Source organism: Kineobactrum sediminis, from assembly GCF_002868715.1.
Lineage (GTDB): Bacteria > Pseudomonadota > Gammaproteobacteria > Pseudomonadales > Halieaceae > Kineobactrum > Kineobactrum sediminis.
Genome location: NZ_PKLZ01000002.1, coordinates 217,095 through 238,147, shown reverse-complemented (window position 1 = coordinate 238,147; position 21,053 = coordinate 217,095). Strand labels below are relative to the sequence as shown.

General features: G+C 56.6%; 20 protein-coding genes and 1 pseudogene. 10 read left to right on the top strand and 11 right to left on the bottom strand.

Features of this window, described 5'->3' with window-relative positions; translation table 11 throughout:
* Window positions 1–32: 32 nt before the first annotated feature.
* The 7 genes from CWI75_RS04675 to CWI75_RS04645 all read left to right on the top strand — a co-directional run bounded on the left by CWI75_RS04675 (window position 33) and on the right by CWI75_RS04645 (window position 6,185).
* On the top strand, window positions 33–707 hold the full coding sequence (locus CWI75_RS04675; protein WP_101520329.1) for an NnrU family protein: 675 nt from the start codon (window positions 33–35) through the stop codon (window positions 705–707).
* A gap of 500 nt (window positions 708–1,207) precedes the next feature.
* Window positions 1,208–1,561, top strand: a complete 354-nt coding sequence (locus tag CWI75_RS04670; protein ID WP_101520328.1) for a hypothetical protein — start codon at window positions 1,208–1,210, stop codon at window positions 1,559–1,561.
* A 113-nt stretch (window positions 1,562–1,674) separates the two neighbouring features.
* Window positions 1,675–2,565: a hypothetical protein gene (locus tag CWI75_RS04665; RefSeq protein ID WP_101520327.1), complete on the top strand. Its 891-nt coding sequence runs from the start codon at window positions 1,675–1,677 to the stop codon at window positions 2,563–2,565.
* Window positions 2,555–3,166: a hypothetical protein gene (locus CWI75_RS04660; RefSeq protein ID WP_101520326.1), complete on the top strand. Its 612-nt coding sequence runs from the start codon at window positions 2,555–2,557 to the stop codon at window positions 3,164–3,166. The genes CWI75_RS04665 and CWI75_RS04660 overlap by 11 nt, the downstream gene beginning before the upstream one ends.
* A gap of 91 nt (window positions 3,167–3,257) precedes the next feature.
* Complete coding sequence (locus CWI75_RS04655) at window positions 3,258–3,857, top strand: DUF4145 domain-containing protein (protein ID WP_101520325.1); 600 nt, start codon at window positions 3,258–3,260, stop codon at window positions 3,855–3,857.
* 227 nt (window positions 3,858–4,084) lie between these two features.
* Window positions 4,085–5,350 carry an AAA family ATPase gene (locus CWI75_RS04650; protein ID WP_101520324.1) on the top strand — a complete coding sequence of 422 codons (1,266 nt, stop codon included), beginning with the start codon at window positions 4,085–4,087 and terminating at the stop codon, window positions 5,348–5,350.
* Window positions 5,343–6,185, top strand: a complete 843-nt coding sequence (locus CWI75_RS04645; RefSeq protein WP_101520323.1) for a DUF4435 domain-containing protein — start codon at window positions 5,343–5,345, stop codon at window positions 6,183–6,185. Before CWI75_RS04650 ends, CWI75_RS04645 begins: the two co-directional genes overlap by 8 nt.
* On the opposite strand, the pseudogene CWI75_RS04640 reads toward CWI75_RS04645, so the two are convergent.
* From CWI75_RS04640 to CWI75_RS04615, 6 genes and pseudogenes are all read right to left on the bottom strand, one after another.
* A pseudogene (locus CWI75_RS04640) lies at window positions 6,186–6,320 on the bottom strand (transposase); the annotation flags it as partial.
* Between the two features lie 210 nt (window positions 6,321–6,530).
* Window positions 6,531–7,466, bottom strand: coding sequence for an NAD(P)-dependent oxidoreductase (locus CWI75_RS04635; protein ID WP_101520322.1), 936 nt, complete (start codon window positions 7,464–7,466; stop codon window positions 6,531–6,533).
* A gap of 9 nt (window positions 7,467–7,475) precedes the next feature.
* Window positions 7,476–8,402: a TauD/TfdA dioxygenase family protein gene (locus tag CWI75_RS04630; protein ID WP_101520321.1), complete on the bottom strand. Its 927-nt coding sequence runs from the start codon at window positions 8,400–8,402 to the stop codon at window positions 7,476–7,478.
* A gap of 12 nt (window positions 8,403–8,414) precedes the next feature.
* On the bottom strand, window positions 8,415–9,194 hold the full coding sequence (locus CWI75_RS04625; protein ID WP_101520320.1) for a class II aldolase/adducin family protein: 780 nt from the start codon (window positions 9,192–9,194) through the stop codon (window positions 8,415–8,417).
* A gap of 120 nt (window positions 9,195–9,314) precedes the next feature.
* Complete coding sequence (locus CWI75_RS04620) at window positions 9,315–10,259, bottom strand: AraC family transcriptional regulator (RefSeq protein WP_101520319.1); 945 nt, start codon at window positions 10,257–10,259, stop codon at window positions 9,315–9,317.
* 172 nt (window positions 10,260–10,431) lie between these two features.
* Complete coding sequence (locus tag CWI75_RS04615; protein ID WP_162299986.1) at window positions 10,432–10,863, bottom strand: PPOX class F420-dependent oxidoreductase; 432 nt, start codon at window positions 10,861–10,863, stop codon at window positions 10,432–10,434.
* A gap of 331 nt (window positions 10,864–11,194) precedes the next feature.
* On the opposite strand from CWI75_RS04615, the gene CWI75_RS04610 reads away from it, so the two are divergent.
* A complete protein-coding gene (locus tag CWI75_RS04610) occupies window positions 11,195–11,623 on the top strand; it encodes an FKBP-type peptidyl-prolyl cis-trans isomerase (protein WP_101520317.1) in 429 nt (142 codons plus the stop codon).
* Between the two features lie 94 nt (window positions 11,624–11,717).
* On the opposite strand, the gene CWI75_RS04605 is transcribed toward CWI75_RS04610, so the two are convergent.
* The 3 genes from CWI75_RS04605 to CWI75_RS04595 form a co-directional block, all read right to left on the bottom strand.
* Window positions 11,718–13,082: a spinster family MFS transporter gene (locus CWI75_RS04605; RefSeq protein WP_241521080.1), complete on the bottom strand. Its 1,365-nt coding sequence runs from the start codon at window positions 13,080–13,082 to the stop codon at window positions 11,718–11,720.
* Window positions 13,079–14,017 (bottom strand): SDR family oxidoreductase, encoded by a 939-nt coding sequence (locus CWI75_RS04600; RefSeq protein ID WP_101520316.1) that lies wholly within the window; start codon window positions 14,015–14,017, stop codon window positions 13,079–13,081. The genes CWI75_RS04605 and CWI75_RS04600 overlap by 4 nt, the downstream gene beginning before the upstream one ends.
* A 76-nt stretch (window positions 14,018–14,093) precedes the next feature.
* Entirely contained in the window at window positions 14,094–16,358 is a 2,265-nt protein-coding gene (locus CWI75_RS04595; RefSeq protein ID WP_101520315.1) for a TonB-dependent receptor, read from the bottom strand.
* Window positions 16,359–16,616: 258 nt separating this feature from the next.
* Here CWI75_RS04595 and CWI75_RS04590 point away from each other — a divergent pair, with 258 nt between their 5' ends.
* Window positions 16,617–17,171 (top strand): nuclear transport factor 2 family protein, encoded by a 555-nt coding sequence (locus tag CWI75_RS04590; RefSeq protein ID WP_101520314.1) that lies wholly within the window; start codon window positions 16,617–16,619, stop codon window positions 17,169–17,171.
* A gap of 40 nt (window positions 17,172–17,211) precedes the next feature.
* Here the strand turns inward: CWI75_RS04590 and CWI75_RS04585 are convergent, their stop codons facing one another.
* Window positions 17,212–18,852, bottom strand: a complete 1,641-nt coding sequence (locus CWI75_RS04585; RefSeq protein ID WP_101520313.1) for a glycerol-3-phosphate dehydrogenase/oxidase — start codon at window positions 18,850–18,852, stop codon at window positions 17,212–17,214.
* A gap of 122 nt (window positions 18,853–18,974) precedes the next feature.
* Between CWI75_RS04585 and CWI75_RS04580 the strand changes: the two genes are divergently transcribed.
* On the top strand, window positions 18,975–20,009 hold the full coding sequence (locus CWI75_RS04580; protein WP_101520312.1) for a medium chain dehydrogenase/reductase family protein: 1,035 nt from the start codon (window positions 18,975–18,977) through the stop codon (window positions 20,007–20,009).
* Window positions 20,010–20,043: 34 nt separating this feature from the next.
* Here CWI75_RS04580 and CWI75_RS04575 read toward each other — a convergent pair whose 3' ends face one another.
* Entirely contained in the window at window positions 20,044–21,051 is a 1,008-nt protein-coding gene (locus CWI75_RS04575; protein ID WP_101520311.1) for a zinc-binding dehydrogenase, read from the bottom strand.
* Window positions 21,052–21,053 lie beyond the last annotated feature (2 nt).

The following is a 21,053-nucleotide window of genomic DNA, read 5'->3' as shown; positions in this document are numbered from 1 at the left end:
AGGGAAACAGCAGCAGCGACAGGAGAACGTGTATGGAATTGCTTGGCATTGCAGCATTCGCCTTTTTCGCGACCCACCTCGGGGTCTCAAGCACTCCCCTGCGAGGTAAACTGGTAAACGCCATGGGAGAAGGCCCCTATCGGGGGGTCTATTCCCTGGTAGCCGTGGTGACCCTGGGGTTGATGATCTACGCCTACGCGCTTGTACCTCACGACAACTTTCTCTGGTATCCCACCCAGGCACTGCGCCTGACGGCTTTCGGCCTGATGCTGCTCTCCGCAGTGCTATTGGCGATGGGGCTGCTGTCGAAGAACCCCACCGCGGTCGGCATGTCCTCGGCGGTCAAACAGGACATCGCCGGCATTTTCCGGATCACCCGTCACCCGGTGCAATGGGCCTTCCTGCTATGGGCCATTGCCCACGTGTTGGCCAATGGTGATGTCGCCACCCTCATCCTCGCCAGCTCCATCGGCCTGGTTAGCGGGCTCGGCATGATGTCCATCGATGCACGCCGCCGTCGCCTCGATGACCCGGACTGGAAAGCCTTCTACCAGACTACCTCAGCCATCCCCTTCGCCGCACTCATCACCGGCCGAACCCGCCTGAGCCTGGGGGATATCAATTGGCTGGCGTTCGTTGCGGGACTGGTGCTGTATGTGGCCCTTTACTGGCTGCATGGCTGGATTGCGGGGGTGCCGTTGCGGTGAGGTAGCGTTGCGGGCTGGGAAGCGTGTCACGTTATCGCATGGCGTGTTGGTGTTCGGTGGGGCGGTGGTATAGGGTAAGCGTTGGGTGTTTTACGGCACCAAGTACCGCTTTGTGCTCAATGTCAGGTTGCGACGCTGAACCGAAGATTGGCATAGAGGCTGTTGGAGTTCTACGAGGCCCAGAGAGAAGACAGGTTTAGATCATTGAAGTGACTTTTGATCGGCTGCGTCACCTACTGAATTGAAATAGTAGCGCGGCGCAACTGACCGAAAGAGAGCTAAATACTGAACATGCTATTAGATAAAAATAATGAGTCGAATCAGAAAACCAGGTTCGGTTAAGTCGCTCGAATTTCTTGCTCGAATCGATAACCTTTCGATTGCGGGCGGGAAATAGACCTTTTGTAGGCTTGCATTCCCGGTTTATCAGGGAAGGTATTGTACGGTCTGGTCGTGTTATATAGATGTTAGGCTCACAATAATCAATAAAGGATTAAACTATGAAAGCTCTCGGTATCATCGCAATGATTTTTGCAGTAGTTGCTATTTTTGTTCCCGTCGCCGGTCCATACCTTACTATTATTTGTGGTCTCCTAGCTGCGTTCGCGGCTGGCCCTGGCCTTACCTTTGGAGCTGTCGCCATAGGCGTCAATATACTAAATGTTGCTTTTCTTTCTCCATCACTATGGCTTATGGCGGGTGCGGCAGAAGCTGAAGCTCAAGGGGCCGGGTCGAACATATTGTTGGGTATGGGCATCGTATTTATAGGCGTTCAGATCGTAGCTGCTGTAGTTCTTCTAATTGTTCATTCAATTTGGAAGAAGAATCACACGGCTTCAGAAGCGGTAGTCTAACAAGGTACTGTAGTCGCTGCGCTGGGACCTTTGTTAAGCTGAGCTTCACTGGGGCGCCTAAGCAAGGCTTTAGGTGGCATTGGAATAGCCGTGCGAAATTTAGAGGCGGGTAAATGAATCCTGAATCGATACTTACACTGTCAAAAGAGCATCGCAAGACCTTCGTCTGGCTGTTAATCGTCTTGTTTTTGCTTGCGCTCGTCCTTGACTGGAGGCTCAGCAGTCTCCCGTTGACTGACGCAGTCCTCGGGTACGTGAGGGCTCTCGCAGCGTCAATACTTACAGCACTTTTCGTGCTGTGGGTTGTCAGTTCATTTATTCCACTGAACAAGCCCCTTGGGGGTCTAGTTGAGTTAGAAGCCGGGAACATAACAACGGAATTTGATCGACTTCTCAGCACAGCAACAAGATGGCGTTATAAAGGAAATTTCGGTAGGTATATGCGAGGCAAAGTTCTCCCAACTCTTGCGGGGCGTCAAAATTGCCACATCAGCGTGTGTGTAATTGACCCGCGAAACCGTGTTTTATGCGAGAAGCACGCGCAGTATCGCGGGCAGATCAACTCCATCGACAAAGGAAAGAAATACAACACCGACTCAGTTGCGCTAGAAGTTCTCGTAACTATTGTCATATGTGCTTGGTACTCAGTTAATCATAGAGTTCATGTAGATCTATACCTAAGTGCCTCGTTCGACCCTGTGCGTATCGACTCTAACGACGAAGCGATGATCCTGACCGTTGAGGACCGACGAAGTCCGGCGCTCATGGTCAAGAAAAGCCACTTCACCTACGAGCATTTCGAAACATCGATGGAGTTCGCTCGAAATCAAGGCGACCAAGTGTCCCTTCAAGGTGTCCGGTCAGGTATTGGATTGGCCCAGCTCGAAGAACAGGACGTAACCGCTGTCCTCACCAACTCGGGGATGGGCGACCTTTGTAAACACATTACGCCGGAGGTCATCCTACAAGCTTGCCGCGAATCCAAGAACCCATATGAAAACTGATATTGCGAACGCATTCAATTTTCTGCACGACCATCTAGATGACTTGAGTTCGACCATTGTGCCGCTCTGGCATCCCCTCGGTTTCGTGTCTTGCGTCATTAACGATTCCTCGAAGGAGCAGGTCGTCAGGGTGCACTATTGGCCTGCTGGCGAGCGACGCGTTAAGAATCCTGATTGGCCAATACATACACACTCATATTTCCTAAAAAGTCTGGTGCTTTCAGGTCGAGTTAAGGACCTGCAATATAGCGTTGAACGAGGAGAGCAATGGTGCGTCTATTCGGTGAACTACTACGAGGGTGGCTCGGAAATTATTCGGACATCAGAGAGCATTAACGCTCACCCTACGATTGATGAGATTAGGGATGCAGGGGTTAAGTACGAGGTGCCGCGTGGCGTCTTCCACCAAACGAAAGTACCGGATGATCAAACGGCTGTCACGCTTGCTCTACTGACTGACCACGGGACAGAACCGCCTAAAGTATTGGGAACCAAGCAGGGGAAAAAATACCCTTACGACCGTATTGAGTATGACCCTGAAGTATTTTGGAAGGTTGTGCGGGAGGCAGTGGAATGCCACCTAACAAATCGCTGCAAGTGACGTTTGACACGTCGCCATTTTCGCTATCGCAACAATTGTCGTCGCGTCCGCACCTGAGCTGAGATGTTATATTTTTTGAGGATCAAAACTAATGCCTAATTTATTAAATCAATTAGAGCTGAATCGGTGTCCACACTGCAATGTGGATAGGCCAAATTTGCCGATGGCATGGAAAACTCAAACAGATGCCCATTCTGGTGGATCCCCTAGGCTCTGGGCCGTATACGAATGTACTAGTTGTGGCGGCCTCGTAACTGCCGCAGCAGTGCAAAGCGATGGCCCAGTCACTGAGTACTATCCGTCTGGTATAGTAATAGATGAATCTATACCTGGGGCTGCAGGTGAATATCTGAAGCAAGCAATAAATACACTCCATGCGCCTGCTGGATCAGTTATGTTGTCTGCTAGCTCTGTCGATGCCATGCTCAAAGAAAAAGACTACACCACCGAAAGTTTATATTCTCGAATAAATAAGGCCGCGGAAGATCATCTCATTACCACTGAAATGGCCAGATGGGCACATGATATAAGACTAGATGCTAATGATCAGCGCCACGCGGACCAACAAGCAACTCTACCAACAGAAGCGGATGCAAAAAAATGCGTCGACTTTGCAAAAGCACTAGGAGAATTTCTCTTCGCACTTCCTGCTCGTGTTAAAAGAGGTTTGGCGGCTGCGGAAGGCACATAAATATAGCAAGGCGATGGTTACGCATTTAAGGCGCTCCAGATTTGCCTCTATTATTTAAATGGGCACGTTGCTGCGCTATTTTTAGTTGAGATCTATTTGTCATTAGTTCACTTCTTAGCAAATTAGTAGAGTAAAAATTATAGAAAATATAATGCGAGAGGTTCTGAAGATAGAAATTACGGGATTCAAAGCGGTACTTATTAGAAACGTAAATAAGGAATACAAAATTGTTTAAAGTAGAGAGCGTAGAGATTGACGGATTCTGGCGCCGGGTCGATGTTCAGTGTGGATTCAATAATGACGTAAATATAATCATAGGTCGTAATGGAAGTGGGAAAACGACGTTCATGAATATTTTACATTCTGTGCTAACTGTTGATTTAAACGGTCTTTCAGAAAATGAATTTAATTCTGCTAGGGTTACGTTGATAAAAGGCAAAAAAAGAAAAACTATAAAAGTAACCAAAACCGACGACGAAAGGTACCCCTTCCCTGTAGTCGACTACCAGATCTCAAGAAAAAAGCATCATCTTCGTATAATTTCAAGCGATGATAGGAGGTTTTCTCCAGGCATGCGTCGCAGGCTTTACGAGGAATCTCTAGAGATTCGCAAAGAGCTAGATAGCTTAACATCCGTATCGTCTCTTTCAGTTTATCGCTTGCGTCATGACGGTGAGTATGAGGTCCGTGATCGGCATGGTACTAGGGCAGTATCCCCAGTAGATTATCGACTGAGCCAAGCTTTAAACAGGCTGACCGAATTTCAGCTTGATCTGGCAGAGGAGGCGCAGAAGGTATCCCGCTCCCTTCAAAAAGATGTTCTAGCATCCATATTGTATGGGGAGGATGACTCGAACGAGGGGTGGATATTGAATTTTGATAAAGAACAGGAGCAGACATCACTCGTATCCGCCTATACCCAGCTCAATGCTATGGATAGCGATATAAGGAGGAAGATTAGATTCCATGTTTCTGCTATTGATAAGTCAATTAGTGAAATCGTTGAATCTAAAACCAATGATACGAAATCTGAGACAGCGATTGACATTAAGCCTTTAGAAGCATTACGTAAAACAAAGAGGATAATAGATCTTTCCCTTGCTGCTAAAGAAAAAAACCAAGAAATATACTCTCAGATCGATTTGTTTCTAAAAATCATCAAGGACTTCATTTCGGACAAAGAGTTTTCATTTGCATCTGGTCGATTAGTGATCCAAAACGATTTTGGAGAAATCGAGCATGTAAAACTTTCATCAGGTGAAAAGCAGCTGATAATCTTGATGGTTGAAGCATTATTACAAAAAAAAGAACACCATATATTTTTAGCTGATGAGCCAGAGCTTTCATTGCATATAGCATGGCAAAGAAAAATAATACCGGCGGTAAAAAACATAAATCCGAACTCTCAGGTTATTGTAGCGACTCACTCTCCCGAAGTTGCTTCAAAATATAAAGATAATATAGTCGATATGGAGAAGTTGATCTGTGGATGATTTCGATTATTCTGTTGAAGCAAGGAATGTCCTCAACAAATTTTATGGTGTAGATAGGCTGGTATACGTAGAGGGAGGTGACGACATACCGTTCTGGGAAATAGTTTTCGAAAAATTGGCAGATTTCTCTGTCGAATTCGAATCTGTTGGAGGAAAGTCTGAGCTTATAAAACTTGCACAGGCAATAGAGCATGATGAGGCAGATTATCTCTTAGCCATGGATTCTGATTATGATTCCATTCTAAAATCTGAGGTTAATCCTTCAATCATAAGAACGTATGGTTACTCGATTGAAAACACCCTCATAGGTACTGAAACCATATGTAAATCACTTAAAACTCTACTAAGGCTTCCTGCGAAAGAAACTCCTCACGATATTTGTCAGCAGTGGATGTTTAGCATCGAAAACGACGTTAGAAAGTTGGTTGCATGTGACATTATAAACCATGCGGACGGCCTCGGGTTATCGGTGATTCCCGACACCAGTGACAGGTTCATGAAATCTAAAAGCTCGTGCGATTTATGTGAAATGAAAATTGAAGAATTTATCAATGAATTAGATCTAGCCTTTGATAAAAATGTAGTCTTGAGCGAGCAAAATAGAGTTTTAAGTTGTGGTTTTAACTTTTTAGATATTGTAAGGGGGCATTTCCTTTCCTCCGCGGCCTTAAGGTTTTTAAGAGTTCAAGCAAAACGTTTAGGTAGAAATATTTCAATATCGAAAGATATGTTCTATGTAGCTATGCTTACAGTCTTTGAAGGCAATTTTAATCGAGAACACCGTCACTTCATGCACTACAAAGAACAAATTTTATCGGTGCCAAAAATCTCATAAAAAACACATGTTGAACTGATAAATCAGTGCGGTACTGACGCAGTGTTCGCGGGACAGATCAGCGACTGGAACTCCGGCTTCATACTGCTTCAGTATTGCCAGTATCTGTCCTTCGGTCAATAAAGACTTCTTCATCTATCGCTCCTTCTGCGATCATTGTTAAAGTCTCTACTCAAAACCTCGATTACTTCCTGGGGGGATTACAAAATCCTTAGCCTGCAGGGTCTGAATATAATATAACGCAGCAGGAGTCAGAAGATACCTACGCCAAGGGCTCCTGACCCAGAACCGCTGCTCCAGTCTGAGAGATCCAGATAACCGCGAAAGACGCTGCGCTCCGGGACATCAATACCCAGCATCCGTATCAATCAACCCCTCCAACGGCTCCCCATCAAGCCACCGGCGCAAATTCGCATAAAACACCTCGAATACGCGCTGGTAGCTCTGCGGCGAGCTCCAGGAAATGTGCGGACTGAGCCGCACTTTGGGGTGCGTATAGAGCCAGTGCCCAGCAGGCAACGGCTCGGGGGCAACCACATCCAGGGATGCGCGGGCGAGCGGGCCGTTGTCGAGCTGCGCCCGCAGCGCCTCCTGGTCCACTAGCCCGGCGCGGGATATGTTCACCAGGTGGCTTCCCGGCTTCATCCGTCGCAGGCGCTCGGCATCCATAAGCCCTTCGCTGGCGGCGGTCGCGGGTAGCGCCAGCACCAGGTGATCGGCGCGCTCTATCACCTCGTCCACATGCTCCAGTAACGTCACTCCCTCTACCGGGCTTGGCCGAAAGCGGCGTACCGTGGCCAGTACCTCCATATCAAACGCCAATGCGCGCCTGGCAACGGCCTGGCCAATAGAACCAAACCCAACCAGCCCCAGGGTTTTGCCCGCCAGCGAATCAAGCTCCGCCATATACCACTGCTCCGGGGGCTGGTCGATCCAGCTGCCAGGCAGCCGCTTTGACTGCGCCAGTATCACCGCCATCACCCACTCGGCAATGGGGACCGCGGTAGCCCCTTTCGAGCAGCTGACCCGCTGGGCGGAGAGCTGCTTTAACGGGTAGTCGTCCACCCCGGTACCGAACACATGCACCCAGTCCAGCGCCGGGGACTGCCGCAGCAGCTCTTCAACCTGTGATCCTCCCAGCGGGGACGCCAACAGTGCGTCCACTGGCTTCTCCAGCGTCACTGGCTGATCCGGCGGCAACACCACCACCTCAAGCTCTGGGGCAATGCGCCGGATATTTTCCAGCAACCCCGGCATCTCAAATTGAAGCGCTAGACGCATCGCAATCTCCTACTCATCCAGCAGCAACCGGCCCAGCTGCCGATCGCCCTCTATGGTGGTTCGGTTAATTCGGCGACGCACACCAACTGGCGTCCCTGTAGCACAGTGCATCAGGCGCCAGTTATCCCACAGCACCATGTCCCCCGGCTGCCACTGGTGGAAGTAGTGGAATTGCGGCTTGCGGGTATGCGCCACCAGCCGCTCAAGGAGCTCAATCGCCTCGTCATTGGAAAGCCCGACCTTGTGGGGCGTGACCACCCGGTCAAGAAACTGCTCGACAATGCCCAACACTTTAACGCCGCTGACCGGATGAGTCATCGCCGCCGGATAGACCGACTCAGGGAAGTTAGGAAAACGAACATCCGCCGGTTTTTTCGGACTGTAGGGGCCGGGCTCATAGCCCTCCAGATCCACATAGCGCATATGCTTGCGCTGCATGCTGAAGGCGTAGGCTACTTCGATCTTCCCCAGCAGCGCCCTGGTCTCGTCGTCCAGCGCATCGAAGGCTTTGGCAAGATCACCAAAACCCGTCAAACCACCTTCTCCCGCCACCTCTACCGCGGTGAGTACGGCTCCATGATTGGGGCGCCCGGTATAATGAAGATCAAAGTGCCAGTCGAGCCGGCCTACAATGGTCTCGCCCCGGTAACTGGCGGTCATCGCCTTATCTCTCTCGCCACCGTTTTCCAGCTCGAACAGTTCGGGGTACTCCGCCGAGGTAGTCGCCTTCAGGGGATGCAGCTCCAGCGGCCCGAAGATTCTACTGAACTCGATCTGCCGCTCCGGGGTGACCGCCTGATTCCGAAATAGCAGCAAGCCATGGTGATACCAAAGGTCCCGCAGCTCTTGCTTCAAGGCTTCGGTGTAGGGCTGAGTGATATCCAGCCCGCTCACTTCGGCGCCAATGTGCTGCAGGGGTTGAGTGGTCAACGTCATGGTTCGCTCTCCTCAGTCCAGCACCGTGGGGTCACGGCGCAACTCGCGGCGGGCCATCGCTTCCCACAGGAATGGAAAGCCGTTGGGGTCCGGCAGGCTGACCTGCTCTACCACGTCATCGGGAAGCGGCTCTGCCCCGCCGGCAAGGCGCACCTCATAGGCGCGACGGCAACGCCATTCCAGCGTGGCGGCACGCAGGTGGGCCTGACGCAGATCGCGCGCAACCACCAGCGCACCGTGGTGAGCGAGCAGCGCCCATTTGCCCGCCCCCAGGGACTCAATCGCATTCTGGCTACAGTCATCACTATCCAGAGTACCAAGGTACTCATTGTAGATCGGCAGCTCCACACCACAGTAAGCACCAGCCTGGTCATAAATCGGTGGCGTCTCCTGCAAGTTAGCCCAGATACCACTCCACTTGGGGTGGTTGTGAATCACCACATGAATATCGTCCCGAGCCGCATGCAGTTGCAGATGGAGGCCAAGCGCAGGGGTCACGTTCCAGTCACTATCCAGTACCTGGCCATCGCCATCCAGGGTGACAATATCACTGGCAGTCACCTCATCCCAGGCCAGTTCCCAGGGGTTGGTGAAAATGGTGCCATCCGGCTGGCGCACCGTGATATGCCCGGCGATATGGTCATCCCAGCCTTCGGCAAACAACATACGGCACATCAATGCCACCTGGGCTTTGGGCGTCAACGGGGGCAGCAGATCGCGCCTACCGGGACGCGGCGCAAACCGGGAGAACATTTCCACATTGAGATAGTCGGTCTTTTGCACGACAGTCATCCTTTGCTGTTATCACTCAAACGCCAGCATAGCGCTCGAGCAAAGCAATGGCTGTGACAATCAGGCCATAAAACGGGCCTGTGCGGACAAGCTGCACAAGTAATGGTGTATTGAGGCCCCCTAGACGAAAAGCCTGGCGCGAAACTCCCTGGGAGTTAACCCTGTCCACTTGCGGAACGCGCGCAAAAAACCCGAGTGGTCGGAGTAACCCAGCTGCTGCGTTACCTGAGTGACCGACAGAGTCGGGTCGCTTAAAGCGCGGCGGGCCTGAATCTCCCGCACTCGATCAATCAGCTGCAGATAGCTCCATCCCTCTGCCTGCAACCTCCGCCTCAATGTCCGGTCACTGCAGTGAAGCGCGGCGGCACTCTCTGCCATATCGGGCGGGTTGGCGGGATCCTTGACAATCAATTGCCACAAGCGCCAGGCCACATCCCCCTGTTGCCGAGCGATACTCTTCTCCTCACACAGTGAAGCGTAGAGCTGCACACTCTGGGGGCTGGCATTGGGCAGTGGCTGGTCCAGGATATCGGCCTCAAAAAAGAGCTGGATCACCGGTGCGTCAAACTGCACCGGGCAGTTGAACACCCCGGCGTACTCATCGGCATGGGAGGGCGCCGGGTAGTCACAGCGCAACCGCGTCACCGGCAGCGGCCTGCCCAATACCCAGCGGGCGGTATTCACGATGTTGGCGAGCAGGTCTTCGACCGCCAGTAAACGCAGCTCGCCCAGCGTCTCGTCGACGGCGATCTGGTAACACCCCTGCCCATCGATCTCGCTAAAAGTGGTAATCACCGCACTGCCGGAAAACCGGCCGGAATAGCTCTGGTAGCGCAAGCCTTTCTCCGTGGCTTCACGCAGGGTAGAGCAGCTCATCATCAGATAGGCGAGCTGATCAAAAGTAGCGAGGGAGCGCTTGAAACCGAGTTTTAACCCCAGCCCTTTCCGGCCCGTCACTTTATACGCTTCCGTCAGCAGGCCACGATGCACCTCGGCACTGATTGCGACATCCGGACGATCCAATCCCTCCAGCCCGTAGGTCGAGATCAGGGCGTGGCTATCCACTCCCTGCTCGGCAAGGAAATCGAGCAGCCAGACGATGTAGCGCGCATCCGTATTGATAAGGGCAGCTCCGTATTAGCGAGTCGTGAGCGTAAAAGCATTCGCTGGGTGAGACAAGTGAATAGCTTGTCATCTGGCTCCCTGCCCCGATCAACCGTACTTCAGCTCCCACCCATCAACCAAACCGCCCACCATACAGTTTCGGGCTCGACACTTGCTGTGGGTGAATGGTGATCACGACCCGCTCGTCGCCCGGGGCATCCAGGTCGGCTGGCGGCTCCTCGCCCCCCGAACCCTCCATGAACTGGCGTCGAAAAAAGCTGCGATCCAGGTCGTCCTGCAGGCTGGCATGGCCGCGAATCTCGACATAGTCCATAACATTGGTGTTGGAAACCACGCAAAAGGCCACCCGGGGATCGGCCGCCAGGTTGCGGTACTTTAGGCGGCTCTTCAGGGTCGATATGCGAATGTGCTCACCGTCCCAGACAAAGCCAACCGGGTTGGACGACAACAGCCCGTCCTTTGCCCGAATGGTGGTGAGAACACCGACAAAGCTCTTCTCCAGCAGCGCGTGGTTGTGCTCGGGGATGGGTATTTCATCTTGCATTGCGGGGCTCCTGGGCGGCGACATAATGATGCACACAGGGTAACCATTTGTGCCGGGCATGGTGACTGCCTGTGTATGAATATGCAGTCCGCCGGTAGCAATTTTGTTGCCCGGGCGAACCGCGGATCAGGTGCTATGCTTAGGGGAAAACAATCGATATTGGGCACAAGACTCCAGTTGATGCGGACCCGAGGGAATCCGCACCCCGGCGGGTCATACCCGGGTCCCGGGGTTTACAATCGGGGCTACAGCGGGCACCATTTCGTCTGGGTCATCGCGCAACATCGCGCATCTCAGTCAATTCACCCCCTCCCACATGAAAGGATATCCCATGACGCAAGCGAAAGCGGGCGATACCGTACGTATACACTATACCGGCACATTGCAGGACGAGTCGGTATTCGACAGTTCCGAAGGGCGCGATCCCCTGGAGTTCCAGCTTGGCGCCGGGCAGATCATTCCGGGCCTGGACCAGGCGATCGAGGGCATGGCCCCGGGCGAGAAGAAAACCGTAACCATTCCCGCTGCGGAGGCTTACGGCGATTACCAGGAGGAAGCACGGCAGACCATCCCGCGCGAGCAGATTCCCGCCGAAATTGAGCTGGAAGAAGGCGTCATGCTGCAAATGCAAACACCCGATGGCAGCGCGGTTCCGGTGCAGGTAGCCGAGATAGCCGAGGAAACCGTGATCCTGGACGCCAACCACCCGCTGGCGGGCAAGGATCTTAAATTCGAAGTCGAGGTTGTCTCGGTAGACTAGAAGCCCAATTCTGCCGGCATAAGGCAGCTTGAGCTGCCGTCCTCCGGAATGCCGGCACGACCTGCGCGCGGCCCGGGCACACCCGCCCGGGAACTCAGGCCGCGCGCTCCAGGCTTTGCGCCAGCTGCCTGTAGGGCGCCAGCGCCCGCGCGAACAGGATTACCGCCACCACGGATACGGCAATTCCCACCACCGCCAGTGAAGCGCCGAGCTGCTCGCGGTCGCGGACAATGTAATCCGTTGTGAGGGCGATCAGCGTGGGGCCCAGGCCCATGCCCACGCCACTGGTCATGACCACGTACAGGCCCGCCACCACGCCCCGCATATTCGCCGGGGTTATCGTCTGCAGGGTAGAGGCGGCAAGGGCCAACGGCAATGTAACCAGGACACTGGCTGTCACTACTGCCAGTAGCACCAGTGACACCTGCCCGGAGGTGGCCAGCACCAGTAGCGCGGGGCAAATCCCGAGCCCGGCCCAGAGGGCCAGCCGCAGGGGATAATCGCTCACTCCGCGCCTCCCCAGCCAGCGGCCCACGACAGGTCCCAGCAGTACGCCCGCCGAGCCGGAAAACAGGGCCACCAGTCCGTAGGTAAAACCGGCATCCTGCACCGACATGTCAAAACCGCGCACCAGGTAGCTGGGCACCCAGGCCTGCAGGCCATAAAGCACGATCATCAACAGCGGAATGGCGACCAGCAGCGCGAGGTAGATCTCCGAGCGGCTGCGCATGACCGCAAAGACCTCGCGCAGGCCGGGCCGTTTCCCGTCCGTCGGAACCGCCGGGTCAGGCAATTGCCGCCGCTGCGGTTCCGCGACGCGCAGGAACAGCAGGGCCACAAGCAGGCCCGGCATGCCCACCAGGATAAAGGTGACCTGCCAGGGTCGGAATTCGCCCAACAGGGGTACGGCCACGGTATCCATACCCTCCATCATGCCCATCAATGCGCCGCCCATGATCATGGACAGGCCGGCTCCCAGGTAGGGGCCCATCAGGAAAATGCTGATGGGAAAACTGCGGCGCTCCGGCGGGAAGTAATCCGCCATCAGGGACCAGGCAGCGGGAGTGAGTGCCGCCTCCCCGGTCCCTACTGCGGCACGGGCGATGAACAACTGGCGGAAACTGTTGGCGAACCCGCAAGCCGCGGTCGCCAGGCTCCAGAACAGGACCCCGCCGGCGACGATCCACTTGCGTGAGTGGGTGTCGGCCAGGCGCCCGAGCGGGATACTGAACAGGATATAGGTGAGAATGAAGGCAAAACCCTGCAACAGGCTGACCTGGGTGTCACTAATGGCGAGGTCCGCCTGGATCGGCTCCACCAGCAGGTTCACAATCTGGCGATCGATAAAGGACAGCATATAGGCAAAGGTCAGCAACAGGGTTACCCGCCAGGCCAGTGGCGAGGGCGGATAGGCTGCATTGCCCGCGGCGGGAACGACTTGCGGCTTTGTTGGGTTCACGTGGAGGCTCCCTCGTGGACGGTGGCGAAGGGATTGTGCTGTCTCGCCCACTCCTCGACCGAGGTCAGGGTCATGGGGTACTCGGCAAGAAAGCGGCTCATGTCAACCGTAAAGGGGGAAGGTTGGCGTTCGTTGTACCAGCGGTAGACCCGCAGCAAGTCGGCGTGAATGCGTGACTGCCCCGCCGCGCTATCCGGCGCGAACAAGCGCGCCATGGCGTCCGCGAAATCCTCCAGCGGACGTGACTCGAAATGGATGTCTCGCCCCCAGGCCCTGCCGAGCGCGGCCGCGGTTTCCTCGCCCCGCAGCGCCTGGGGTCCGCCGACGACCAGTCTTTTGCCGACGGCGCGGTCACAGCGCGCAACCCGGATCATGATGCGGGCGACGTCATCGAGTGTTATCCAGCTGACGGGCAGCGCGCTGCCATGCGGATACCAGAGGCAATTTCTCGACAGCAACTGTGGCAACGCCCAGTCCTGCAGCAGGTTTTCCATGAAAATGACCGGGCACACGGCAGTGGCCGGTATGCCCGAAGACAGCAGCAGGTGAATGATCTCCAGCCGGTTGTCGTGCGCCACATGGCCGACAGGTGCATCGCCGACATAGAGGCTGGCGTTGAACACGATACGTTGTACGCCTGCCACCTGCGCGGCACCCAGCAGGTTGCGACAACCCTCCAGGATATCCTCGGGCGGGTTGAACGAAGCCGAGGGCAGGTTCAGGAACACCGTGTCCACACCCGCAACAGCCGCCGGCAGGCCCGCGGGCTGCGAGAGATCTCCCTGGATAGCGCGCACCGCAGCGGGGCCGCCGGCAAAGTTCAGACCCTCAGGCCTGCGCGACATCACACTGACTGCGTAGCCCGCCTGCCCCAGGGCCCGCACCTGGGCCCGTCCCTGGGTACCCGAGGCACCGATCACCAGTACATTCTGCATCGCCCAACTTACCCCCACAACCTCGACTGCCTGGCGCCACGGGCGCCAGGTGCTGCCATCCGCGCTGTTCGGCGCTTCAGAAGTTGACGCTTAGCTCAACACCGTAGGTGCGCGGCACGCCACCCCAGACTGCACGGTGGGTACCACCGTCGTAGCCGAAGTCGTGGAAGTCTTCATCAGTCAGGTTGCGCCCGAACAGCGCCACCGACCAGCCCTCTGCCATGCGGTCATAGGTCACGCTGGCGTCCAGCAGGCCATAGGCATCAACCGCAATGCTGGGGCTGTTGAGCGTGTCCACGAAGTGATCATCGCGCCACTGGTAGGACAGGCGCGAAGACAACTCGGAGCCATTGGCGAGAGCCAGGTTGTGCTGGAGGCCGAGTGTGTACTCAAACTCCGGCACACGCTCGAAATCGAGGTTTTTAGCTGCCTGGTCGTCGACCGCCGGCTCATAGACGCCGTTACGGTCGGCATCAATCCCCGGGAAACTGTCATACTGCGCGTCCAGGTAACCGAAGGTAAAGTCGGCCGTCAGATTGTCGCTGACCATCAGCGAAGTTTCCACCTCGATACCCGAGATCGTGGCCTCCGCGGCATTGCGAAGTGCCTGCGTTACCTGGGGGCTGCCATCGACAAGCACCGTGTCGGAAATGGTTCGCTGGATATCGTCATAGGCGCTGTGGAAAGCGGCCACGTTGAAACGCATGCGCCCCTCGAGCAGGGTCGACTTTAAACCTGCTTCCCAGGTGGACACTTCCTCTTCGTCCACGGGGCCGATTGCCTCGGGCAGCCTGGCGCGGATATTAAAGGAGCCGGAGCGAAAACCCGTGGACCAGCTGGTATAGGCAAAGATGTCCTCGGTGACATGCCAGTTCAGGCCCACCTTGGGTGAAAAACTGGTCCAGCTTTCGCTGCCGGTAACACGGGCATCGCAGGCCGCCATCGACAGGGAGGAAAATATGACGGGGTCGCTGCTGAAAGGACAGAACTCCACTTCCTTGGTCTCGTCGGTCAGGCGTCCACCGACCAGCAGGCTGAGATTGTCGCTGAAATGCCAGCTTGCCTCACCGAAGGCCGCGAAAGACTCGTCATCGGTCAGGGCGAGCCCGACCTGCTGCAGGGTCGTGGGGTTCTCCGGTTCGCCACCGATATAGAACTCCCGGCGCTCGCCGATATCGTACTCCTGGGTGAAGTAAAACAACCCGGATGTGAATTCAAAGGTGTCGGAGAAGCTGGACGCATAACGCGCCTCGATCGAAAACTGCTCCTGTTCCTCTTCATTGTCCGGGAAGTGAAATACGGGATGGGGCGAGCCGTCAAAATCCGTGGAAGTGTCGTAGCGTACGTCCCTGGCCCCGGTGATCACGGTAAAGGTGCCGTGGTCCGCCTCATAACTGGCATCCAGCACCAGCATTCTGGTCTCCGCGTCCAGATAGCCCTGCAGGTCGTGATTGATATCGTATTTGTCCGAAGGGGGCGTGTAGCCGAACACCCGCTGCACTGTCGAGGGCCCTGCAGCCCGGGGGTCAACGCGGCTGTCGAGGTTCTGCGAGGCGGAGGAACCGCTGCGGCTGCGATAGTACTCACCGATAACAGCGAAGGATAGCCGGTCGGTAGGCGTCCACAGCAAGGATGGGCGGATAATGTTGACGTCCTGCTCCGGCTTGGTCTGGCCGGTGGTCAGGTTATCGAAGTAACCGTCCCGCGAACGACTGGTGGCGGCCACACGCATCGCCAGCGTATCGGTCATCGGGAGGTCCACCGCAGCGGTCAACTGCAGGGAGTCGTAGTTGGCCATCTGCACCTTGGCGTAGCCGCCGAACTGCTGGCTGGGTCGACGGCTGGTCACTGAAACCGCACCACCGGTGACGTTCTTGCCGAACAGGGTGCCCTGGGGGCCACGCAAAACTTCCACTGACTCGAAGTCAAAGGCCGCAGCGACCGAACTGGGGCCGAAACCCACGTAGACACCGTCAAAAAAGGTACCCACTGCCGGGTCCTGGGAGCGAGTCGTGTTGCTGACCCCAATCCCGCGAATGAAGAAGTTGGCGAAGCCCGGGTAGGTACCCGAGTCGTTGAGCTGCACGTTGGGCGCCATGCGACCAACATCCGTCAGGTCGAGAGCAAAACTGTTTTCCAGTGCTGCACCACTGTACACGGAGATTGCCGTGGGCACGTCCTGCACGTTGAGGCTGGTGGCGCGCTTTTGCGAGGTGACCACTATTTCCTCCAGCATTTGCGCCTGCGCCGTCATGCCGAAGACCCCGGCCATGAAAGAGGTGCCCGCAAGCGCGAGAGCGAGTCGTGAGCGTGGGGGTCTTGCCTGAGCCAGATGAGTCATAGTTCTTTCCTTTATCTGTGATATGCAGTTTATTGTTAGCGATTGGGGGCAGGACAAAGTCCATGTACAAAATCGTGCAATGCGGGGCGCATTCAAGAGCCTGGCAGTTATTGAATTTTATTCAAGCGGAAACATAGTTGCTTGACGCAAACATGTCAATGGCTGTACAAACAAATTTGCAGTTACCGGCTGCCGGTAAGCGCTACAGGGCACAGGGTTTAGCGTTGGCGCCAAAAAACCATACTGGAGACAAGCACTATGCCAAGCAATTCACTGGAAGCACGCCTCCATGAACTGGAGGCCCGAGAGCAAATCCGCAACCTGGTGGCGGGCTACGGCCTCGCCGTGGACGATCACGACCTGGAGGCGATCGGTGCGCTGTTCACCGCCGACGCCAGCTTCGGTTCCCGCGACGGTGTTATGTGCGCACAGGGAAGGCAGGCCATTGTCAGCCAGTTCATAGAGCGCTTTCGCAGTCTCGGGATCAGTAATCATGTCAGTCACGACCACTTCATTGAACGTGAGCCAGATGACCCGGACCGGGCCCGCGGTACGGTTTCTGCCCACGCCGAGCTGTGGCGCAATGGCTGCGCGTTCATCGCGGCACTGCGTTATCACGATCGCTATCGGCTGGAGGAGGGCAGCTGGCGTTTCCAGAGCAGGGAACTGCACTTTCTTTACTACGTTCCCCTGAGCGATTATTCGCAGGCAATGGGCAGTGAGCTGCGCCAGCGAGCCTATGGTGACCAGCGACCGGCGGATTACCCTGAAAGCCTCCCTGGCTGGCGCGACTACCAACTACAGCAAGGGTAATGTTTGGCATCCGCCTATATTGATACAGCTATCGTAATGGTCAACCGGGCGGTTGCGGCGCCGCAACGAGATCAATCGGCCTGGCCAGATACTCGGCAAGCTTCTCCTCCGCCCGCTCCCCGAACAGGATCTCCGCCGCGCGCCGTAACCCCGGTGCCGCCGCAATCTCCTCCGGCCGCAACACCAGTTCAATCTTGGAGCGGCGGCGCATGAAGTCTTCCAGTGTGACCACCATCTCGCGCTGGGCGGTAAGCTCCATTTCACAGCGGGTGTATTCGGCGCGGGCGATCAGCAGGCGAGCGCAGCTGCGATCCTCGCGAATGCGCTCCAGCAGGTGAAAGGCGGATTGGCCGTAGCGGCGCCAGAAGCGTTCGCTCAGGGGTTCGGAAGATGAGGGATCGGTGAGGTCATCCAGCTTCATCAGTCGCGCCTGGCGCAGGTATTCCTCGCGCAGCTCCGCCGGTGGTTCCCCGTACCAGCACGCATCGGGCTCCGGTACGCTGATGCCCATTTTTGCCAGCTCCGTCACCACTTCGTTGCCCACGTTCAGGCAGTCGGTGAGCTTACCGCCAAGGATACTCAGGTGCCGGCGCTCGCGGTCCACCTCTATGGCGTGCTTGCGGGACAGTTGTACCCAGTCCGCCGCACCGCCCTCACCGCGCACGGCCAGGGGGCGCACACCACAGCGCTCGGCAATGATGCTGTCGCGGGTGAGCGGCGGGGTCATGTCCAGCAGGGTGTTGATATTGTGCAACACAAAATCGCGATCTTCGTCGGTGACTCCCACCTCGGGGGATTCCACCTGGGTATCGGTGGTACCCACGCAGGTGCGCGGGCCCATGGGGATAAGGAAGAACAGCCGGCCGTCACTGGCAAAGAACGTGAGTACGCGCTTGTTGTCGGTGACCCGGTCAACGATCAGGTGTATGCCCTTGGAGAACAGGTGGTGGTGGGCGGTGGTGATGCCGGTATCCCGATTGAGCGCATCCAGCCAGGGCCCGGCGGCATTCACCAGGGCTTTGGCGGCTACGGTGAAGGTGTCTCCGGTGGTGGCGTCCCGGGCCTGCACCAGCCAGCGCCCGTTTTCCCTGTGCATAGCCGTGGCGGCCACGTAATTGGCCGCCACGCAGCCATAATCCAGCGCCTTGCGGATAAAGCCAAAGGTAAAGCGGGCGTCGTTGTCGTACAGGTAGCAGTCGGAGTACTCCAGCCCCCCCGCCACATTGGTGGTGTTGATCACCGGCTCGGTGGCCTCCAGTTGACGGGCGCTGATATAGCGCGGTGGCCGGGTCTTGAAACGACCCATGATCCAGTACAGCACGCTTCCCAGGAAGATGAAGAACGGCGGCCAGCGAAAGCCTTTCTGGATGGTGGTGAAGAAGCGGATTTCCTTTACCGTGGAGGGATAGGCGCGCATTAGCTCATTGCGTGACCTGCACAGCTTGTTGACCAGCAGGAATTCGTAGTTTTCCAGGTACTTGATGCCGCCCCAGGCCAGGTTGGAGGACTGGGAACTGACCCCGCCGGCGAAGTCGTCGCGCTCGATCAGCGCCACTTTCACTCCGCGCCCGGCCAGGGCCGCCGCGGATACCGCGCCGTTAATACCGCCGCCGATGATGAGCACGTCGAATTCCTGGCCGGCGAGCTTGGTCAGGTTGGTCTGGCGAAGTGTGGTGGCCATGGTTAGTCTGTCGCCCCGGTTAACGTAGAATTAGCCTAAGCTGGTTTACGGTAGCAGGCTGCGGACAACGGCGCCATAGCGCCCGGTATCTCCCGGGGGAAGACCACACAGGAAGCGAACGCATGAAAGCAACCAACTGGCAGCGTATTGAGCTCACCGCCTTTGGCGGACCCGAAAACCTCAAGGTGGTGACAGAGCAGCAGCTGCCAGAGCCCGGCCCCGGCCAGGTGCGAGTGAAGGTACTGACCGCCGGCACCGGCTTTACCGATACCGTCATCCGGCAGGGCCAGTACCCGGGGGTAAAGCAAAAGCCGCCGTTCACCCTGGGCTACGACTGGTTCGGGATGGTGGACGGCGTGGGCAGCGGCGTAAGCACCCTGCAGCCGGGGGATTACGTTGCGGATATGCCGGTGACCGGCGGTTACAGCCAGTACCTGTTGGCAGACGCGGAACGGATAATCCCCTGCCCTGCCGGTCTGGAGCCGGCGCAGGCGGTCTGCATGATCCTGTCCTACACCACCGCCTACCAGATGCTGACCCGGGAGTGTGCGCTCACACCGGGGGACAGAATCCTCGTTCATGCGGCCGGCGGTGCGGTGGGTACTGCATTCCTGGAGCTTGCACGGGAGCTGGAACTTACCGTGTACGGTACGGCCTCCGCCGCCAAGCACGAACTGGTGCGCAGCCTTGGCGCCACCCCCATTGACTACCGCACTACCGATTTTGTCGCGGAAATCAGCCGGCTGACCGATGGCCAGGGTGTACAGGCCGTGTTTGACACCATAGGTGGCCACAACTGGCCTCGCTCCTACCGTTGCGTCGCCCGGCGCGGCAAACTGGTGGGCTTTGGCGCCCTGCAAGTCACCACCGGTGAGGAATCCATACCCAGCCTGCTATGGGGTTTCGCCAAACTGCTGGGCTTCTGGCGCTTGCGCCCGGATGGCCGCGCTACGGGGTTTTACAACATCCAGTCCCGGCGCGAGAAACACCCGGAAGAATTCCGCGAGGATGTGATGACCTTGCTGCAATGGCTCAGGGAGGGGCGACTGCATCCCGCTGTCGCCGAGGTACGGCCGCTGGCGGAGGCGGCTGACGTTCACCGCCTGATCGACGCGGGGGCGGTAGCGGGCAAGATCGTGCTGGATTGCCAGGCCTGAACCGTAGTTGCGGTTGGGCGCTGGCGGTTGCGGATCAGCGGATACCGGTTTCGATAACGACCTTGCCGTGCGTCTGTCTTGGCTCTTTCAGGTATCGACACGCCTCAATGTACTCATCCATCGCATAGACACGGTCAATCCTGGGTGAGATTTCGCCTGCGGCCAGGGCATCGTTAACCCACTCAACGCCCCGGGCACACATCTCATCGTCTTCCACGTAGTTGAAGACCGAATAGGCCTGGAACAGCGCATTGGACTGAAAGAGCGCGGCGTACGGTATCTCGGGAAAGTCCTTATCGAGCATTCCATAGAAAAAGATCCGTGCATTTTTTGCCAGCGCGCCAACGTATTCATTCATCAGTCCGCCACCGATCGAGTCGTACGCGGCATCGATCCCGTAACCCTCCGTCAACGCTTTCAACCGGGCTGCAAACCCTTCATTGGTCGAGCCGGTCACGACGATATGGTCGGCACCAGCGGACTCAAGGTAGGGACGGTTATAGTCGTAGCGGGTCGTGCCGATCATGGTAGCGCCACACAGTCGCCCGATCTCCAGGGCAGCAGCGCCTGCCGTGCTGGTTGCCGCGGTGACCAGAATGACACGCCCGGGCTGCGCATGGGCAAGTTCCACCACCGGGTAGTAGGCCGTGAGGTACTGCATCCACACGGACGCAGCTTCGACGGCACTCAGGTTGGCAGGTGCCCTGGTCACGTAGCGCGCGTTGACAATGAGCGCTTCACCACTCGCTCCGCGATTGTCATAGAAGTGTGGCAGCGTGCAGTAGCGCTCGCCGATTTCAATACCGTCGACCCCCGGCCCGACCGCATCGACAATACCCGCCGCCTCCATACCGATCCTGGCGGGAAAGCTCGAGAAACTGTAGGAGTACCGATTTTCCATCAGGTCCATGTCGCCCCAGTTCAAGGCGAAGGCTTCCACCCTGAGCCGAACCTCGCCCGGGCCAGGTTTCTCGTCGGGGAACTGTTCCAGGCTGAGTTCTTCGAAGCCGCTGTAGTCGTGAATTACCCAGGCTTTATGCATCT

Excerpts from the sequence above, each read along its gene's own strand:
- CWI75_RS04615 (WP_162299986.1), bottom strand. The coding sequence starts at position 10,863 with ATGCAAGATGAAATACCCATCCCCGAGCACAACCACGCGCTGCTGGAG.
- CWI75_RS04630 (WP_101520321.1), bottom strand. The coding sequence starts at position 8,402 with ATGACGTTGACCACTCAACCCCTGCAGCACATTGGCGCCGAAGTGAGC.
- CWI75_RS04675 (WP_101520329.1), top strand. The coding sequence starts at position 33 with ATGGAATTGCTTGGCATTGCAGCATTCGCCTTTTTCGCGACCCACCTC.
- CWI75_RS04655 (WP_101520325.1), top strand. The coding sequence starts at position 3,258 with ATGCCTAATTTATTAAATCAATTAGAGCTGAATCGGTGTCCACACTGC.
- CWI75_RS04670 (WP_101520328.1), top strand. The coding sequence starts at position 1,208 with ATGAAAGCTCTCGGTATCATCGCAATGATTTTTGCAGTAGTTGCTATT.
- CWI75_RS04580 (WP_101520312.1), top strand. The coding sequence starts at position 18,975 with ATGAAAGCAACCAACTGGCAGCGTATTGAGCTCACCGCCTTTGGCGGA.
- CWI75_RS04575 (WP_101520311.1), bottom strand. The coding sequence starts at position 21,051 with ATGCATAAAGCCTGGGTAATTCACGACTACAGCGGCTTCGAAGAACTC.
- CWI75_RS04635 (WP_101520322.1), bottom strand. The coding sequence starts at position 7,466 with ATGCGTCTAGCGCTTCAATTTGAGATGCCGGGGTTGCTGGAAAATATC.
- CWI75_RS04590 (WP_101520314.1), top strand. The coding sequence starts at position 16,617 with ATGCCAAGCAATTCACTGGAAGCACGCCTCCATGAACTGGAGGCCCGA.
- CWI75_RS04595 (WP_101520315.1), bottom strand. The coding sequence starts at position 16,358 with ATGACTCATCTGGCTCAGGCAAGACCCCCACGCTCACGACTCGCTCTC.
- CWI75_RS04625 (WP_101520320.1), bottom strand. The coding sequence starts at position 9,194 with ATGACTGTCGTGCAAAAGACCGACTATCTCAATGTGGAAATGTTCTCC.
- CWI75_RS04585 (WP_101520313.1), bottom strand. The coding sequence starts at position 18,852 with ATGGCCACCACACTTCGCCAGACCAACCTGACCAAGCTCGCCGGCCAG.
- CWI75_RS04660 (WP_101520326.1), top strand. The coding sequence starts at position 2,555 with ATGAAAACTGATATTGCGAACGCATTCAATTTTCTGCACGACCATCTA.
- CWI75_RS04610 (WP_101520317.1), top strand. The coding sequence starts at position 11,195 with ATGACGCAAGCGAAAGCGGGCGATACCGTACGTATACACTATACCGGC.
- CWI75_RS04665 (WP_101520327.1), top strand. The coding sequence starts at position 1,675 with ATGAATCCTGAATCGATACTTACACTGTCAAAAGAGCATCGCAAGACC.
- CWI75_RS04600 (WP_101520316.1), bottom strand. The coding sequence starts at position 14,017 with ATGCAGAATGTACTGGTGATCGGTGCCTCGGGTACCCAGGGACGGGCC.